This window comes from Mycobacteroides franklinii, from assembly GCF_001853795.1.
Taxonomy (GTDB): domain Bacteria; phylum Actinomycetota; class Actinomycetes; order Mycobacteriales; family Mycobacteriaceae; genus Mycobacterium; species Mycobacterium franklinii.
The window spans coordinates 2,285,421-2,301,674 of record NZ_MLIK01000019.1; the positions used below are offsets into that span (position 1 = coordinate 2,285,421).

At 61.0% G+C, this 16,254-nt stretch carries 16 protein-coding genes; 4 read left to right on the forward strand and 12 right to left on the reverse strand.

Annotated elements, in window-relative coordinates; all coding sequences use genetic code 11:
• Positions 1–30: 30 nt before the first annotated feature.
• The 11 genes from BKG76_RS18605 to BKG76_RS18655 all read right to left on the reverse strand — a co-directional run bounded on the left by BKG76_RS18605 (position 31) and on the right by BKG76_RS18655 (position 9,922).
• Positions 31–984, reverse strand: coding sequence for an MlaD family protein (locus BKG76_RS18605; protein ID WP_083338090.1), 954 nt, complete (start codon positions 982–984; stop codon positions 31–33).
• The gene (locus BKG76_RS18610) at positions 981–1,961 is read right to left on the reverse strand and encodes an MlaD family protein (RefSeq protein ID WP_131815828.1); all 981 of its coding nucleotides are present in this window, start codon (positions 1,959–1,961) and stop codon (positions 981–983) included. Before BKG76_RS18610 ends, BKG76_RS18605 begins: the two co-directional genes overlap by 4 nt.
• A complete protein-coding gene (locus BKG76_RS18615) occupies positions 1,958–3,064 on the reverse strand; it encodes an MlaD family protein (protein ID WP_070938903.1) in 1,107 nt (368 codons plus the stop codon). Before BKG76_RS18615 ends, BKG76_RS18610 begins: the two co-directional genes overlap by 4 nt.
• On the reverse strand, positions 3,058–4,059 hold the full coding sequence (locus BKG76_RS18620) for an MlaD family protein (protein ID WP_070938904.1): 1,002 nt from the start codon (positions 4,057–4,059) through the stop codon (positions 3,058–3,060). Before BKG76_RS18620 ends, BKG76_RS18615 begins: the two co-directional genes overlap by 7 nt.
• Positions 4,047–5,048 (reverse strand): MlaD family protein, encoded by a 1,002-nt coding sequence (locus BKG76_RS18625; protein WP_070938905.1) that lies wholly within the window; start codon positions 5,046–5,048, stop codon positions 4,047–4,049. The genes BKG76_RS18620 and BKG76_RS18625 overlap by 13 nt, the downstream gene beginning before the upstream one ends.
• A complete protein-coding gene (locus BKG76_RS18630; RefSeq protein WP_070938906.1) occupies positions 5,045–6,217 on the reverse strand; it encodes an MlaD family protein in 1,173 nt (390 codons plus the stop codon). Before BKG76_RS18630 ends, BKG76_RS18625 begins: the two co-directional genes overlap by 4 nt.
• 7 nt (positions 6,218–6,224) lie before the next feature.
• Complete coding sequence (locus BKG76_RS18635) at positions 6,225–6,902, reverse strand: hypothetical protein (protein ID WP_236737583.1); 678 nt, start codon at positions 6,900–6,902, stop codon at positions 6,225–6,227.
• Complete coding sequence (locus tag BKG76_RS18640) at positions 6,899–7,261, reverse strand: histone-like nucleoid-structuring protein Lsr2 (protein ID WP_070938907.1); 363 nt, start codon at positions 7,259–7,261, stop codon at positions 6,899–6,901. The genes BKG76_RS18635 and BKG76_RS18640 overlap by 4 nt, the downstream gene beginning before the upstream one ends.
• A gap of 81 nt (positions 7,262–7,342) precedes the next feature.
• A complete protein-coding gene (locus BKG76_RS18645) occupies positions 7,343–7,759 on the reverse strand; it encodes a hypothetical protein (RefSeq protein ID WP_070938908.1) in 417 nt (138 codons plus the stop codon).
• 43 nt (positions 7,760–7,802) lie between these two features.
• Complete coding sequence (locus BKG76_RS18650) at positions 7,803–9,269, reverse strand: CoA transferase (RefSeq protein ID WP_070938909.1); 1,467 nt, start codon at positions 9,267–9,269, stop codon at positions 7,803–7,805.
• Positions 9,270–9,319: 50 nt separating this feature from the next.
• Complete coding sequence (locus tag BKG76_RS18655; protein WP_070938910.1) at positions 9,320–9,922, reverse strand: HdeD family acid-resistance protein; 603 nt, start codon at positions 9,920–9,922, stop codon at positions 9,320–9,322.
• 383 nt (positions 9,923–10,305) lie between these two features.
• Here BKG76_RS18655 and BKG76_RS18660 point away from each other — a divergent pair, with 383 nt between their 5' ends.
• Positions 10,306–11,235, forward strand: coding sequence for a LysR family transcriptional regulator (locus tag BKG76_RS18660; RefSeq protein WP_083338092.1), 930 nt, complete (start codon positions 10,306–10,308; stop codon positions 11,233–11,235).
• A 146-nt stretch (positions 11,236–11,381) separates the two neighbouring features.
• On the forward strand, positions 11,382–12,059 hold the full coding sequence (locus BKG76_RS18665; RefSeq protein ID WP_083338093.1) for a TetR/AcrR family transcriptional regulator: 678 nt from the start codon (positions 11,382–11,384) through the stop codon (positions 12,057–12,059).
• A 7-nt stretch (positions 12,060–12,066) separates the two neighbouring features.
• On the opposite strand, the gene BKG76_RS18670 is transcribed toward BKG76_RS18665, so the two are convergent.
• Positions 12,067–12,732, reverse strand: coding sequence for a TetR/AcrR family transcriptional regulator (locus BKG76_RS18670; protein ID WP_070939362.1), 666 nt, complete (start codon positions 12,730–12,732; stop codon positions 12,067–12,069).
• Positions 12,733–12,963: 231 nt separating this feature from the next.
• On the opposite strand from BKG76_RS18670, the gene BKG76_RS18675 reads away from it, so the two are divergent.
• Together BKG76_RS18675 and BKG76_RS18680 are read left to right on the forward strand one after the other, a co-directional pair.
• A complete protein-coding gene (locus BKG76_RS18675; protein WP_070938913.1) occupies positions 12,964–13,401 on the forward strand; it encodes an MmpS family transport accessory protein in 438 nt (145 codons plus the stop codon).
• On the forward strand, positions 13,398–16,253 hold the full coding sequence (locus BKG76_RS18680; protein WP_070938914.1) for an MMPL/RND family transporter: 2,856 nt from the start codon (positions 13,398–13,400) through the stop codon (positions 16,251–16,253). Before BKG76_RS18675 ends, BKG76_RS18680 begins: the two co-directional genes overlap by 4 nt.
• The last annotated feature ends 1 nt before the right edge of the window (position 16,254 follow it).

The following is a 16,254-nucleotide window of genomic DNA, read 5'->3' on the forward strand; positions in this document are numbered from 1 at the left end:
TTCGGCGCTCTCGGTTTTCGGACTTTCTTCTTACGGCGCCGGAGTCACATGAACCGTGAATGCGCCGGGAGCCTCGGCGGTCGACATCGACGCGTCGAGGAGTCGGCTCACATCGAGGGTGGCAAAGGCACTCGCCGTCGCCTGCATCGGCGGCAGCAGCGGGTTGGTGAAGTTGTACATGTTGAGGTTGGTGTCGTCGGAGAATTTGATCAGCCGGTTGATCAGCGGCTTGGTGCCGTTCGCGATGTACTCCGGATAGTCGCCGGCGTACAACAGCGCGATGATGGTCTCTACCATGATCTGAATCTGCTGCCCCAAATCAAATGTCGGCGCCGCCATGGTCGGCAGCACCGCCTCGACGGTCCCGGTGTTGTGTAGCAGCGCCTGGGTTTGGCTGAGGATATTGCGCAGTGCGTCTTTGTTATTCGCGATGTCATCGCGCAACTTGGTGCTCGCGTTGGCGATGAGCGGGACTACCGAGGCATCCGACAACGCGGTGTTCAGCTCCTCGATCACACTATTGATCCGCGTGGGCTCAAGATCTGTCAATAGCCTTGTCGCCGCGACGATCTGCTCACCGAATGTGCCGGCGACCGTCTTGTCGTCGGCGATGATCTGTTGGTTGTCGGCAAGTGCCGGGCCGCTGTCACTCTTTGGCTTGATGGACAGATATGCCTCGCCGAGTACGGACAGGCTGTCGATCTGGAATGCACTGTCGAGTGGTATCCGGATGGTATCCGGATACCAGAATCGCACGGACACGCTGTTCGCGGCGGCCTGCACGGCGGCCACCTCGCCGATCGGAACTCCACGCAGTAGTACGCGGGAGCGAGGTACCAGTCCGTTCGCGTCGCGGACGACGAGTGTTGCCTCCGTGCGATTCCGGGTGGTGCTGAATACGGTGATTCCCTGCTGCCAGTAGGCCGCAAGGGATCCCACGAGGATGGCAAGAAGAGCCGTGAGGGAGATAACGGTGCGTCTCATTGGCCTAATCCCAGCGCCTTTCGTGCGTATTGGGTCTCCGCGGTCGTGCCGTCGGGCTTCGTCACCCCGGTGATATCGACCCTGGGATCGGCCATGAACGGAAGTAATGCCTGGTTGGTGAATCCGTTGACTTGCCAGCCGAATTGGACCGGATCGACACCGGACGCACCGAACTGCTCCAACGCGTTCGACGCGGAATCCATCACCGGGATCAGCCAGTATCCGTTTTTCACGATATCGCCCATGCCGGGGATGATGCGGATGATCAGGTCCGCGGATTTGTCGATACGTTCCCAGTACGTGACACCCTCTTCGGTCAGCACGGTCTGGATGTCTTCCTCATGGTTCCGGGCTATTTCGCCCACCTGGCTCAAGCTGTCCAGGCTGCGGTCGATCTGATCGCTGTTGGCGGCCACACCCTTGAGATTGGATGTCAGGATCGAGGCCGCCCTGCGGGACTCTTCCACCGACTTCGGGAGGGTTTCCTTGATGCGCTCCAGGGACCCCTGTACCTGTTGGATTGATCCGCCGCCGATGAACGAGGACACCGTGGTCAGCATGTCTTCCACAGATGTCGCGGGCAGTGTGTGGTCGGCGGTGATCAACCCACCATCGGCGAGTGGGGGAGCGGTGTCGCTGGTTTCGCGTGCGCGGGTGAGCCGAATGTACGGATCCCCGAGCACGGTCTCTTGGATGATGGCCGCGTTCGCGTTGTCGGGCACCTGGGCGTCGGATTTCAGTCTGACCCTTACGTTCGCGACACCGTTGCCCAGCCCGATATCACGAACCGTGCCGACGTCTACGCCTTCGAACGTGACCTTGGCGCCGGTCGGCAGGTTGAGGGCGTTTGCGAACTGGATGGTTGCCGAGAAACTGTCTGTCGAGGTGTCCGGCATCCTGATTCTTGCCGGATTTATCGAGCAACCCGAAAGTGTCACGGCGGCAAGGATCGTCAACGTGGCGATGGGCCTTCTCACGGCGGGTTACCTTCCTTGAGTACTTTGACGAGGACGTCGATGGTGTTGATCTCCTCGGGCACCCCGTAGAAGTACCCGCAACGGTCCTCGCCGACGGGGGCGATGCGCGAGCACACCATGCCGTTGTCTTGCGGGCCCGCGTTGACCCGGTTGGACTTCACCGGTTCCGGGCGCGCCCGCAGCCGGTAGTAGAACCCGCGGACGCCGTCCGCGATATTGGGCAGCGTTCCGGCGTATGTCGTGAAAACGCCGGTATGTTCGGAAAGCAGCCGGACCGTGTAGGCGGCGGTATCCATTGAGGCCCACAGCTCGCCGCGGTACTCGGTCGCCATGTCGTACGCCATCCGTGTAAGCGTATTGACCTGTGGCCCAAGGATTCCGTACAACGTGGGCATGAGTGTCCGGGCGGACAGCGACATCGCTGACACCGCGTGCTCGAGCACCGTGTTCATGTCATCGGAATTGGCGTTGAGTGTCGAGAGGGAATCCGAGGCGTTTTTGAGCAGGTAATCCAGGGAAGGGGGTTGGGCATCCATCGCGCCGACGATGTTCGTCATACTGTCGCGAATGACGGCTCCGTTGCCCTTCAACTGGGTGCTCAACGATCCGAGAGCGCGGTTCAGGTTCTCGCCGCGCCCCTCGCTGGTGAGCTGGCCCAGCAGTCCCGTCATCGCTGACGCGTTCTCGGAGATGGTCTTGGCCACCGCCGTTCGCTCCAAGGGGATGCATGTTCCGGGCGCGAGCCGGCCCGCGACCGGGTCACCGTTGATCAGCTCGAGGCTGCGGTCGGCGAGGATGGACGGCGCGCGGCTGACCGCGGTGACCATTTCCGGGACAGCGGCATCCGAGTCGATCGAGAAGTTGACTCGCACCGACATGGTGTCGGACACGACTCCGTCAATCTTCCCGATGCGCACGCCCTTTCGGGTGACGGCGTTACCCCGGTACAAGCCGCTCGCGTCGGAGAGTACGGCGCAGAACCCCGTGGTCTTCGCTGATCGGTCGAGCAGTCCGCAGGCAGACGAGGTCGCAAGTAGCGTGGCGGAGAGCACCATCACGAGTGCCGTTCTGGCGACACGTCGCGCCGTGATCGGGGTCAGCATGAGCGACCCGGCATCGGGACACAGAAATCTGATGCGAGCAGATGATCCTCGATGGGCTGAGGCCCCTTGGGGGAGATCATACTGCGAATGTCGTTCACGAAATTACCTAAGTTCCAAATCATTCGAGGAAAGTCGGTGTTGACCACATTTAGCGCATTGGTGGTCCGTTGCAAGATGTCGAGCAGCCAGTCGCGGTGCGAATCGTAGAAGTTCGCCACGCCCATCACCGTCTTGACCGCCTTGAGTAGCGGCGGCAATGCCTGCTGAAGCTGGACTTTCACATTGTCGACGATGGTGATGAGGATCGCCGCCTTGTGCAGCACCTCGTTCATGTGTTCCTGATTCTTGGCGGCAGTGCGGGTGAGTTCCTGGCCGACGTCCAACATTGTTTGCAGTTGACTCTTCTGGTGCGTGACGATGTCGGACACCTTTTTCATCGCGTCGACCATGGTCGTGATGCCATTCGGGCTGGCGTCCATCATGGTGGACAACCGGTCCAGACTCGGACCCAACTGGCTGACGTCGATGTCCTTGACCTTGTCGGTTCCGGAACCGAGGAGCTCGGGCAGGCGATACGGCGGGCGGGTACGCGAGGCGGGTATCTCGTTGTCTCCCAATGCCTTGTTGCCGGCCGAGATGAGGTCGACGTAGTAGCCACCGGCTGCCGTGATCATGCGAACTTCGACCGATGTTTGATCACCGAGGTAGACGTCGTTGTCGACCGACGCCTGAACAGTGACGTTGTCGTTGACCAACCGTACGGAATCAATTGTGCCCACGGGCCATCCGGCCACCTTCACCTCGTCTCCGGGCTTGATCGCGGCACCGTCGGTGATGGCGAAGGTGACCGCGCGGTGTCCGAGTTGCCATACATGGTTCGCCCCCAACACCACCACCACCGCGGCGATCAGTAGACAGACCAACACTCCGATGATCTTGTGGCGTCGATCCTGCCCGGCGAAGAGACGTCCGATCCGTGCTCTTACCGCCGGCATAGCGTCACCTGCTGACCACTCATGAATACCTTGAGCATCGGAGGAACCGCCATGGTGCCGTTGAGGCAGCCGAAATCGCTGCCGGGGTCATCCATGGTGGGCTTGAGCCCGTTGTAGAAACCGGGGAGGCGCTCGAAGAACTCCGGCACCCGATACAGGTTGGCGTGCAGTACATCGAATTTGGCGTTGAAGTCGGTCTTCTCGTCCCCGCGGAACAGCGATGTCATCCGGTTGGCCGCAATGGCGAAATTGGGTCCGTACTGGGCGAGTTCGATGAACTTGTCCTGTATCGAGCTCAGGCTCACCACCATGTTGCTGATGTTTGTCAGGACTTGAAAGAGCTTCTCCGTCTTGCCTTGTGCTTTTTGGGCGGTGACCGACAAGTTCTGTACCAGCGCCTTGAGGACTCCCTGCTTGTTCGCGGCCTTGTCGGCGATGGCGGTGAGGCTGCTCATGAGATCGGCGGTGCCCGTGCCATCCCCGTTGAGAAACACGGTCAGCTTGTCGGTCAGATCGTTCACGTCGGCGGGATCAAGCGTTCGGAACACCGGGGCCAGCCCCTGGAAGATCACCGTGATGTCAAACGATCCCGTTGTCTGCCCCACCGGGATCCGGGAGATGGGTTCGGGGTTCGACGTGTTCTCGTCGCTGATGTCGATGAATCGGACGCCGGCCAGGTTCTGGAATTTCACCGCGAGGTGGGTCGCCGTGGTCACCTTCTCGCTCTTGGCCAGCTCGAGTTCAACGTGAGCGAGATTGGTGTCACCCGACCGGACGACCTTGATGGTTTTCACCTTGCCCACTTGAACGCCGTACCTGCGGACGTCCGAGCCCGGCCGAAGGCCGGAAACGTCGTCGAATGTCGCTGTGTACTGCGCGGTGTCACCCGCGATCGGGTTGCGGATGCCGTTGACGATGAGCACGTAGGCCAGCACGGAGCAGAGCGTTGCGACGAACAGGCCGAGTACCGATTTCTTGACTGAGCTCACTGGCCCGCTCCCGGTTGATGGGCGTGGGCGTACTGCGGGCCGGTATCCGGCTGGTTGGTGGGGTCCTGTGGCCCCGCGGGCAGCGCTCCCGGGGGATATGGCTCCCCGGCCGCGGCAGGTCCTCCGGTGCCGTCCGGTCCGGTAGAGAGCGGCGGAAGCGTGGACTGGAAGACCGGGAGCGGCTCGAGCATGACGCGAAGCCTGACCGCTTTGGCGCCTTCATCATTGGGGTCGGCCGCCGAGTACGCGGTCTGCAGACCGGCCAGCAATCTATCGATGCGTACACCCCCACGTGAGAACTCCAACTGAGTGCTCAACGAGTCGGCGAAGGATCTCGCGATCTCGGTCGCCGGCCCGGCAGCCACACGTGGACGCGCCAACGCCGCCGCGGCAGGTCCCAGGAGTCCATCGCCTTGGACAAGTGTCAGGACCGACAGCACGTCGGGCCAGCGCTCGATGAGGGCTTCCCGGCCTTTGAGTGTGTACATGTTGTGCTGAGTCGTCAGCATGACCTCGGTCAGACCTGGCAGTGGTTGCAGCAGCGTGCCCACTGTGCGCATCGTCGTGCCGGCGTCGACAGTCTGGGTCTGCAGCAGGAGGTTGGTGAAGACGAAGCCGGTCTCGATAAGCGGCATAAGCGCATTGGTGTACTGCACGCTACGCAGAATGGATTTGACCATCGCGTCGGTGACAACACCGTTGATGACCGTGGAGGTATTGCTCAGCAGTTGCGCCATCGTCGCATTGGCCTCAGGGCCCCGTTCGATCCGTAGTCCGTCGGCCAACGGGCTTCCGGAGCCGCGCGGTATGAGATTCACCACCGACTTTCCGAGCATGTTGGCCGGGCGAAAGTCATAGCCCAACGAATCGTTGACTCCCTGTGCCACGTCCCGGTCGATGCCCAGGGTCACCTCCGAGACGGTATCGTTGCGGGTGATCGATGTCACGGTGCCGATGACGACGCCACGCAGCATCACGGGGGAGTGGTCGCGAATACCCTGGCCGACAACAGGTGTCGACAGGGTGATCTCGACGGTGTGCGCTGGTTTCCACCGCGGGATTGCGGTGATGCCGACAGCGCCCACCACCGCCAATGCGACGACCGCGAGACCAGTGCGGCGCATGACTCGGTTCTGCCGATTCCGGTTTCCCGCCAACAGTTCGGACATCTGGTTGCTACTTTCCCGCCCTCATGGCCGAGTCGACCCCGCCCACATCGGTGATGACCCAGTTGTCCTTCGAGTTGATGGTCACGGTGTAGGTGGCTGTCGATTGAACTCCGTTGGGCGCCTGGACATTTTTGGTCATGACGCTCAGAAAGCTATTGACCACGTACACCCCGTCGCGCTCGGAGCGGACCGCCGAGGTGATCGGTGTCGGAGTAGACACCCACTGCAGGGGAACCACGATTTGTTCCATGGACGTGGCGGCGTCCTTGAGTTTCTTGGTCAGCTCCGGAGAGGTGTTGGCGGTCAGGCGTTTCGTCCACGCCGGAATATCCTTGAAGTCCATCTCGGCGGCACCGCGGGAATAGTCGAGGGCGATTTGTTCGGACCGTTGCCGGGCGCCGGCGGCATCCTGCATCGATACCAGGGCGGCACGCGCCTCACGTTCCGATCGTTGGCTGCTGTGCAGGGACCACGCGAGGAGGCCGATCGTCACGGCGGCCGCGACGAGCAGCGCCGTGGAAATCAGCGACCGTCGCAGGAGAACGTCAAAGACGCGCCGTGGCGGGCTTGCGTCCTTCGTGGTGTCTTTACCTTCATCTACAGCGGTGGACGATTCCTCGCCGGACTCCGGTTGCCCCGTCTCGTTCTCGTGTTCTGCCACCGCAGAATCCAATTTTGTGGTCACTGGAATGTCCCCATCGGTTGGGCGTCGCGCCGGTAGGCGTCGACGATCTCTGCGGAAATCCTGCCGTGCGCGGCGACAGGACGGCCATTGCGCTGCGCCCACTCGCGAATCGCTTTGCCGCGACGACGATCCGTCGTGGTTCGCCGGCGTGGGCCAGACTGCTGGCCCCGCGGAGCGTGCAAATGCATCCTGCGTGCGCGCTCGATCCATACCGAGAATTCGTCGCGCAGTCGTTCCGCATTCTTGGCTGACAAATCGATGGCGTAGTAAATGCCATCGAGTTCGAACTCAATGGTCTCGTCAGCATGCGCCACACCGTCGAGATCGTCGATGAGCGTGACGGTTACTCGCTTCGCCATGTTGGATGCCTCTTCTTCGGGGGGCGCCCGGTAACCGCCAACGCGGCAGGCACCGGGCGCTGTCCCAATCCGGACTGGTGACTAGCCCAGGTCGTCGGAGTACTTGCGGGCGTAGATCGCGTAGACAACGGCGTCTTCGGCTTCCTCGATCGCCGACAGGGCGACGTCGATCGCGTACGAGGCATCGGACTCGGCGAGGTCGGCTTCTTGCGCGGCAAGCTTGGCGTCGAGCTTCGCTTCCTTGGCGCTGAAGTCGCTCTTGACCTTCGAAACGTGAGTGTTCCAGCTGTCTTTCAGGTCAGACCAGGCAGAGCTGGCCTTGTCCTCGGCGGCACCCACCTTCGCCTCGACGTTCTCGTGGTGGGCCTTGGCTTTGGCCTTGGCGGCGTCGACGTCCTGTTGCAGGTCGGCCTTGGCCTTGTCCTGCGCGGCCTCGAGGTGATCCTGCCCCTGCTTGGCGCGGTCGACGAGGCCGTTGAAGCGATTCTTCAGTGTCATGTTTTTCCTTACCTGATAGTGGTTTTCGTGAATTGGTCGAGAACTAGACCCAGACGGGATCGGAGGAGCCCTGTGGGCCGACCACGGGGTAGCCGCCGAGACCTTCCCAATGACCGGGTGTCTTCGAATAGGTGATGCCGGGCTCGAGACGCACATGCCGGCCGAACGCGGAGCTCAACTCCAGCCCGTCGGGCAGGATGGGTTGGTGCTCAGGCTTCTTCAGAGACTCTGCGACATAGTCCGGGTTGAAGACGCCAAGCTCGGAGTACCACATGGAGAATCGCGACAATGATGTCCGTACGTGATAGCTGCCTCCGTGCTTTGCTCGGAGTATCAGTGCCGCAAGGACTCCCGCACTGGTGAGGTACCCGGCCAGGTAGTCGTTGAGGATGACGGTCGGCGGCAGCAACGGTTTCTCGGGTGACCCTTCCAGCGTGGTGTACCCCGTGACGCAGTTGGCGTCCATGTCGAAACCGCCGCGATCGATCCACGGGCCCTCCCAGCCGAAGCCGCGGACGGAGGTGTAGATGATGCCCGGCCGGGCCTCGGCGACCGCTTCCGGCGAGAACCCGAAGTTCGCGATCTTGCGCCCGCGATAGTTTTCGACAAAGACGTCTGCGCCCTTGATCAACTGCAGGGCCTGGTCTCGATACTTCTGCTGATTCAGGTCGGACCATGTGGACCGAGCGCCCAGATGACAGTCCTCGACCAGAGCCTCGTACTCCACAGCGGGATTGGACAAGTCGAGAACTTGAGCACCCTGCTCGGCAAGTACGCGCCCGACCACCGGGCCGGCGATGACGTGCGTCATGGCGGCGGCCTTGATACCCGACAACGGGCGGTTGGGATGTGTCAGCGCGGGCAGCTCCGGATCCGAATCGCCGATCTTGACGATTTCGATCATGGGCGTCTGGGCCAGGTATTGACCCTGTGGATGTGCGTACCACTCCTCGGGGGTACGACACATCGCGCCGATCATCCCCTGGGCACCGGCCGCATCCTCGAGGTCCTGGGCGTTCCACTGACCGATGGCCTGGCCGACGGACTTCGCGTCAAACCCGGATTTCAGGAGGCCCAGCCATTGCAGGAGTGCCTTGGGATAGACGGCGGTGGGCAGGTACCAGCGGTCATCCTTGGTCGGATAGATGCTGAAACCGAATGGATTCGCTGTCGCCGCGGCGGGAAGCATCGCATACCCGCCCACGGTTGGGGCGAAGTTGTAGGTCGGGTTGATATGCGCTACCGCGCGCCGCAGATCCACCGACAGGTCCTGCTCCGGTCCGCCTCGCAGGCGGTACAGGATCTGTGTGGCGACCGCCGGGGCCATCATGCCCATCGCCATGATGGCGCCCAACCGGTGGTTGCTGGGCAGGATCGGATCCTGGCCGGTGAAGGTCACCTCTCCGCCGGTGTCGGCGATGTCCAATTGCAGCCCCGCGAGCAGCTTGTTGAAGTCCGCCGAAATGTCCGGGGAAGCTGTCAGATCACGCTGGATAGGTACAGACGTCATTGCTTTTACACTCTCCTGGTAGCCATGGGATTGATGGATTGCGTATCTGCTTAGTTCTCGAATCGACTATCGATGAAGTCCTTGACCTGCCCGGTACGGCGCTTGAGCTGAATGGCATCAATTACCTGCGCGACGCCAATTGCGATGAGCCAGATTCCGGATACCAGGGCCAGCGTGGCAATGGAGTCAGCGGGGTAAACGATCAGAACGATGCCGCCAAGGGTGAGCACCACGCCGAGCAGTACGGACCAGCCGCTGCCGGGCGCCCGGGTGGCGAAGCCGGCCACCACCCGGCCGATACCGGTGATGATCCAGCCCGCGCCGATCCACACCGCGAGGAGCAGGACGGATTCCAACTGATCTCGCAGGCAGATCACCCCAAGAACGATGGACAGGATGCCGGTGATGACGCTGACGAATCGTGTCCAGCCGCGCAGGTGCGGCGCGAAGGCGAGCACGATCTCCACGAGGCCGCTGAGCAGCAAGTAGATTCCAAAAAAGACACCCAGAACAAGCAAGGTTCGGCCCGGCCATGCCAAGACAATTGCACCTACGGCAATTGCGGCAATCCCCAGACCAAGGACGTAAAGCCAGGCGTTCTTGGCGAAGTTCCTCAGTGGCGAATCGTCTACATCGGTCGCTGTATCGGTCATTTCTTACCCCTTCTCGTACGTTCTCAACTTTGTATGCCCCGAAATTGGGAGAGATTGGAGCCCGTTTCCGCACCGGCATTCGGCCTGGTATCCGTGCTGCCCGGCCGCTTCGTCAAGCGGCCGATCCTCCACTGCGGCAGGAGGGTGGCCATTGAGTGAACAAAAGATGTAAATAATGTGGCCTACATGCCCCTCCGCTGCGATTTTGCAACCCGATCCAATAGCTATTTCAGCTAACTGGCTCGGCTGCTGAAACTATCACGCAGTTTTGCGAACTTCTCGGCGACGGTGTTTCCAATTCGGCAACACTGTATTTCCAAAACAGGAAGAATGGGAGCTGTCCTGAAGCCACCATCTGGGTAACGCTCATATATTATTCTGCTGTGAGTCATGGCCGTCCGGATGTTTACGACCTAAGATGCTTTGTCGCGGTCGCGGAGAGGCTGAGCTTCACACAGGCCGCCAAAGCGCTTTGTGTTTCTCTTCCGCCGCTGAGTCGAAGAATTCGCGATATGGAAAACGCGCTACAAGTGCGGTTGTTTATTCGTGATACCCGTCGCGTGGAACTGACCAGGGATGGTGCCCGTCTGGTCCCCGTCGCGCGGCACATTCTCTCGCTTTTTGACGAGCTTCCGAAGCTGGCGGCGGAGCGCTCTGTGCTGAGTTCGGCCAGGTCGGTGACCTGTGGTGTGCCGCCTCTTCTTCATCCTGACCTGCGTAAGAAGTTGATCGATATCGAGTTGTGCATTGATGGGACGAGGTTCGGCATATCACCCCAGCTGAGCAGCGAAATACTCGTGGGCGTTCGGCGCGGGGAACTGGCTTTTGGGCTGATCAGGCCGCCCTTCGACACCTTGGGTCTGATTGGCGAGGTGGTCCATGAGGAGGAGATGGGCGCAGTGCTTTCCAGGTCCGACTACGGAACCCGGCGATCCGTCTACGCCGCAGAACTGTCTCAGATGGCATATGTCAGGCCGACGGGTGATTCAGATGCGGAATTTGGTCGTCAGTTCGAGCTGAACCTCGAGGCGGCTGAAATTACGCAATCTTCGATGCCGTGCGATGCCGAAACTGCCACTGAACTTATTGAGATGGGCGCGGGGTTTACGCTCGCGCCGTTGTCGACTTTCAATAGTTCGAAATATCTCCAGAAAAATGAGATATGTCTGCCAGTGCGGGGACTGGAGACTTGGATATCTACTTGTCTTGTCTGGCGGCAAGACCTTCCGGAGAATGATCCTGAGTTATATGAGACCGTAAAAATTGTGCGGTCCGTATTTAATGCTCGTTGCACGCATATAGTATCGCGATAGCAAACGCATACAGTCGAAGGCTAAATGCGGGAGCGACACTTTGAGCGCGGGGCGGGGATGGGGGCTGCGCCGCGCCGGTGACCTGCCCTGGTGTCGGGACTTGCGTTTAGCTCCGCACGTCTGCCGAGCAACCCTATAGTCACGCTGTGGAGTCCAGCACAGTCAGACTGTCGAGTCAAGATAATCTGAAAATCTCTGTTACCAAATTGGCAACAGAGAAGCACGGACGCCGACATACCCTAGATGACCTGCTGGATGCGGCACTGCCCACCGTCGCCACGCTGGGTTTCAGATCCGTGACGATGGAGCAGATCGCTGAGGGCTCCGGTACCACCAAGCAGACGCTGTACGCACACTTCGGGAGCAAGGACGCGCTGCTGGAGCAGCTTTTCAACCGCGAGTACGCACGCGTATGGGACGCGGTCGAGGCGGCGATGGGAAGCGCCTATGTCGCTGCTGACCCCACCGATTCGTTCCATCGGCGGATTTCGCCCATCTACGCGTACGTTGCCGAGCACCCCCACATCCTGCGGTTGCTCCTGGATCCCAACAGTCCCAACGGCCGGCATGGTGGTCAGGCAATCGTCAACGAGGCCATTCGCCATGGGCTCCTTGAGGCGGCGTCGACGACACCCGCGCTCGACGAGAAGGTGCGCGTTGTCGCTCTGACATGCGTGCCCATGATCGCGGCCGCGGTATCGGCCAATATGAAGGCGGTGCTGGACTCGGGGGCGGACTCGGATATGGCGGCACAGCTGACCGCGGCGTTCCTCGGCGGAGGCGTCGGCGCGACTCAGGCGCTTATCGCCAGTTGGGGCAGCTAGCTGTTTGTTACGCCGTCTTCGGCTTCTTGGTTTGCGCCCGGTGCTCGCCGGCTCGCCGATCAGGTGAGGTGCTCATCTTGTCCTGCTGCAAGATCGCCGAATCGACAAGGCTGCCGATGATTTCGTCGGTGCTGAAATCGCTGAGCCATAGATTCGGGACATCGGTGCGGTGCAACATCGCGACGCCGTGCAGTGCGACGGACAGAGCGGCGGCGATCTTGCCCGATGCGGCGCTCGCGCGTGCCTGCTTGCCGCGGCATGCCAACAGGCCCCGGGTCACGATCTCGAGTGCCTGTTTGGCGGCCGAGGGGATATCGGCAGATTGGGTCATCAGGGCATATCGCAGTGGGTAACGCTGTGCGAATGACACGTACGCCTGGCAGCCCAATACAAGGCGGTCACGAGGGGTACTTCCGGTGCTGCTGCGCTCGGCGATTTCCTCGCATACCTGTGCCCAACTGGACTCGGCGACCGCATCAAGCACGTCATCGCGGTCGTCGAAATGTGAGTAGACGGACGGGGCGGCAATCCCTGCCGCGCGGGCGATGCTGCGCAGTGATACCTCGCCCTCGGTCTGGGCGTCGTCGATGACACGTGTGGCCGCGGAGAGGATTTCGTCACGCAGAAGCGCACCCTGACCTCGCGAGTTACGCTGGCGGGCTTGCTGAACCATGCTCATATGTTAACACCCGTAAAGTCAGCTTTCCTTCGTTTGCTCGAGCGCGAGGGTGGGCTCACGCTCGGGGTTTGGTGCGTCTACCTGGTGGCCGGCGCCGCGTGACGCACGTCAACTTTACAGTTGTAAGTTTATGGCCGTAAGGTCATCTCTCATGCTGTCGGCTGAAGATCGAAAAGTGTGTGGACGCAGCGTGATTTACGCTGAGGTCTGCACTGGGAGCCAGCGATGAAGCGGCTATTGGGCGCATTGGGCCGAATGTGGATTGTCCTGGTGATCGTCGCGGTGGCCGGAGTGGGTGGGCTGGTCATCCACCGGTTCCATGGAAAGTTCGGATCCGATGTACACGCGGGCGGTCAGGCTCGTGGAGAGAACATTGTGTCGACCGTCCCTAAGTACGTGACATACGAGGTGTACGGACCTGCGGACACTGCCGGACTGATCAGTTACATCGACGAACGCGCAGAGTCGCGTGACACCCATTTCACGGCATTGCCCTGGACCCTCACCCTCACCACCACTGTGCCCAGTGTCTTTGCGAATATCATTGCGCAGGGCAATGGTTCGGCGTTGGGCTGCCGTATCACCGTGAACGGTGAACTGCGCGACGAGCAGGCGTCCGATGGTTTCGGTGCATCGACATCGTGTCTGGTGAAGGCGGCATGAGCGTCGCCCACGCATCTGCCCGGCGATCGCGGTACGCCCGCTGGGTGCGCGTACTGTCCGTGCCGATCATCCTGTTCTGGTTGGCGGCGGCAGCGGCCACCAATCTCTTGGTGCCGAAGCTGGAGATCGTCGGCAAGAACAACGCCGTATCACTGTCACCGCAAGACGCGCCATCGGTCATCGCTATGAAACACATTGGTGAGAAGTTCGGCGAATTCAGTTCTGACAGTGTGCTGATGGTCGTGTTGGAGGGTGACGAACCACTCGGTGATGTCGCGCACCGCTATTACGACGAGCTCGTGCGGCACCTGGAGCGCGATACCGAGCATGTCGAACACGTTCAGGACTTTTGGGGTGACCGGATCACCTCGGCCGGCTCTCAGAGCGAGGATGGCAAGGCAGCGTACGTCCAGGTGCATCTGGCGGGGAACCAGGGCTCCACTCAGGGTGTGGAATCGGTGGACGCCGTGCGCCGTATCGTCGAGGACTCAAACCCACCCCTCGGCATCAGGTCCCATGTCACCGGCCAGGCGGCGTTGGTCGCGGACACCAATGAGGCCGGCGACAAGAGCATGACGAAGATGACCCTCGTGACCTTGGTGGTCATCGCGATCATGCTGCTGGTCGTCTATCGCTCGGTTGTCTCTACCGGCATCGCGTTGGTCGTAGTGCTCACGGAGATGAGCCTGGCGCGAGGTCTCATCGCTGTGCTCGGGTCGGTGCACGCCTTCGGCTTGTCGACGTTCGTCGTCAGCATCCTCACCGCGCTCGCCATCGCCGCGGGCACGGATTATTGGATCTTCCTCGTGGGCCGTTATCACGAGGCGCGCAATGCGGGGGAGGATCGAGAAACTGCCTATTACACAACACTATCCAGCGTCACCCATGTCATTCTCGGCTCAGGCTTGACGATCGCCGGTGCGATGATGTGCCTGCATTTCACCCGGTTGAACTACTTCAACACATTGGCGGTCCCGTGCACGCTGGGAATGCTCGCCATCCTCGCGATGGCGCTGTCCTTCGCGCCCGCGGTGCTTGTCATCAGTAGCAGATTTGGACTGCTGGACCCCAAGCGGGAAAACAAGACTCGGGGCTGGCGCAAGCTCGGAGCCGCGATAGTGCGGTGGCCGTTGCCTATTCTTGCCTCTGCCGCCGCGGTGGCCCTGGTGGGTGTGCTCGCGTTGCCCGGTTACCGGACCAACTACGACAATCGCCTCTACCTGCCGTCAGATGTTCCTGCAAATATCGGCTATGCCGCGGCGGAGCAGCATTTCACCTCGGCCAGAATGAATCCCGACATGCTGATGGTGGAGGCCGATCACGACCTGCGAAACCCACGCGACATGCTGGTGCTGGATCGGATCGCCAAGAACATCTTCCGGGTTCCGGGAATTGCCCGCGTTCAGAGCATCACCCGACCACTTGGGCCGCCGATGGAACACGGGTCGGTACCGTTCCAGATGAGCGTGCAAGGCGTATCTATGCGAGAAAACCTGCAATTCATGAAGGCGCGACTCGACGACACCCTGAAGATGGCCGATCACCTCACCGCGATCATCGCCATCATGCAAAGACTCCATGACCTAACAGTCCAGCTGTCCGATGCGACTCATGGTGCTGCGGCCGCCACCCGCGACATGCAATCCACCACTGCGGAACTCCGGGATCAATTTGCGGACTTCGATGACTTCTTCAGGCCCTTGCGCAACTACTTCTATTGGGAGCAACACTGTTTTGACATTCCGGCCTGTTGGGCCATGCGGTCGGTGTTCGGTGCGCTGGACGGCTTCGACAAGTTATCGGATAACACTCGGGCACTCGCCGACCAAATGGACAAGGTCGAGGCGGTGACACCGCAGATCGCTGCCCAGATACCGCCGATGATCGCCATCGCCACCGAGGTGCGGGACCTGATCCTGACGCTGCACAGCACCTTCGGGGAGATGCTGACCCAGATCACGCAATTGACCGATACTTCCGCGGTCATGGGACAGACGTTCGACGATGCCAAGAACGATGACATGTTCTATCTGCCACCGGAGGCATTCAACAGCCCGGATTTCCAGCGTGGCATGCAGCTGATGCTTTCTCCCGACGGGAAGGCGGCACGCATCATCATCACCCACGACGTCGATCCTGCGATGCTGGAAGGCATCTCACATGTCGGCGCCGAACTGCAAGCGGCCAACGAAGCGGTGAAGGGAACGCCGCTTGCCAACGCGAAGTTCTACCTGGGTGGCACCGCCGCCACCTACAAGGACATACAGGAAGGTGCCCACTACGACCTGTTCATCGCCGCGCTGGCCGCGATTATTTTGATCTTCATCGTGATGCTGCTGATTACAAGGGCTTTCGTCGCATCGTTGGTCATCGTGGGAACGGTTGTGCTTTCGTTGGCGGCCTCTTTTGGCCTCTCAGTTCTTATCTGGCAGTACATGTTGGGTATTGAGCTGCAGTGGCTGGTGATCGCGATGTCCGTGATAGTGCTGCTGGCGGTGGGTTCCGATTACAACCTGCTGGTGGTATCCCGGATGAAGGAAGAGATCGGTGGCGGCCTCAAGACCGGGCTCATCCGTGCGATGGGCGCCACGGGCGGTGTGGTCACCGCGGCCGGCATGGTGTTCGCATTCACGATGATCTCCATGGTGGCAAGCGACTTGCGTTCTGTTGGCCAGATCGGCACCACGATCGGTCTGGGCCTGCTCTTCGACACCCTTGTGGTCCGCTCGCTGATCACTCCGTCGGTGGCGGCCCTTCTCGGGCGGTGGTTCTGGTGGCCGCTGAAGGTCAGGAGCAGGCCCACTCCCATCGATCCCGTTACCGCCCCCATGCCAGTGCTGGTAAGCCAGTGAC

Coding starts and splice junctions, on each gene's coding strand:
- BKG76_RS18605 (WP_083338090.1), bottom strand. CDS start 984: ATGAGACGCACCGTTATCTCCCTCACGGCTCTTCTTGCCATCCTCGTG.
- BKG76_RS18615 (WP_070938903.1), bottom strand. CDS start 3,064: ATGCTGACCCCGATCACGGCGCGACGTGTCGCCAGAACGGCACTCGTG.
- BKG76_RS18620 (WP_070938904.1), bottom strand. CDS start 4,059: ATGCCGGCGGTAAGAGCACGGATCGGACGTCTCTTCGCCGGGCAGGAT.
- BKG76_RS18630 (WP_070938906.1), bottom strand. CDS start 6,217: ATGTCCGAACTGTTGGCGGGAAACCGGAATCGGCAGAACCGAGTCATG.
- BKG76_RS18640 (WP_070938907.1), bottom strand. CDS start 7,261: ATGGCGAAGCGAGTAACCGTCACGCTCATCGACGATCTCGACGGTGTG.
- BKG76_RS18645 (WP_070938908.1), bottom strand. CDS start 7,759: ATGACACTGAAGAATCGCTTCAACGGCCTCGTCGACCGCGCCAAGCAG.
- BKG76_RS18650 (WP_070938909.1), bottom strand. CDS start 9,269: ATGACGTCTGTACCTATCCAGCGTGATCTGACAGCTTCCCCGGACATT.
- BKG76_RS18655 (WP_070938910.1), bottom strand. CDS start 9,922: ATGACCGATACAGCGACCGATGTAGACGATTCGCCACTGAGGAACTTC.
- BKG76_RS18670 (WP_070939362.1), bottom strand. CDS start 12,732: ATGGTTCAGCAAGCCCGCCAGCGTAACTCGCGAGGTCAGGGTGCGCTT.
- BKG76_RS18675 (WP_070938913.1), top strand. CDS start 12,964: ATGAAGCGGCTATTGGGCGCATTGGGCCGAATGTGGATTGTCCTGGTG.
- BKG76_RS18680 (WP_070938914.1), top strand. CDS start 13,398: ATGAGCGTCGCCCACGCATCTGCCCGGCGATCGCGGTACGCCCGCTGG.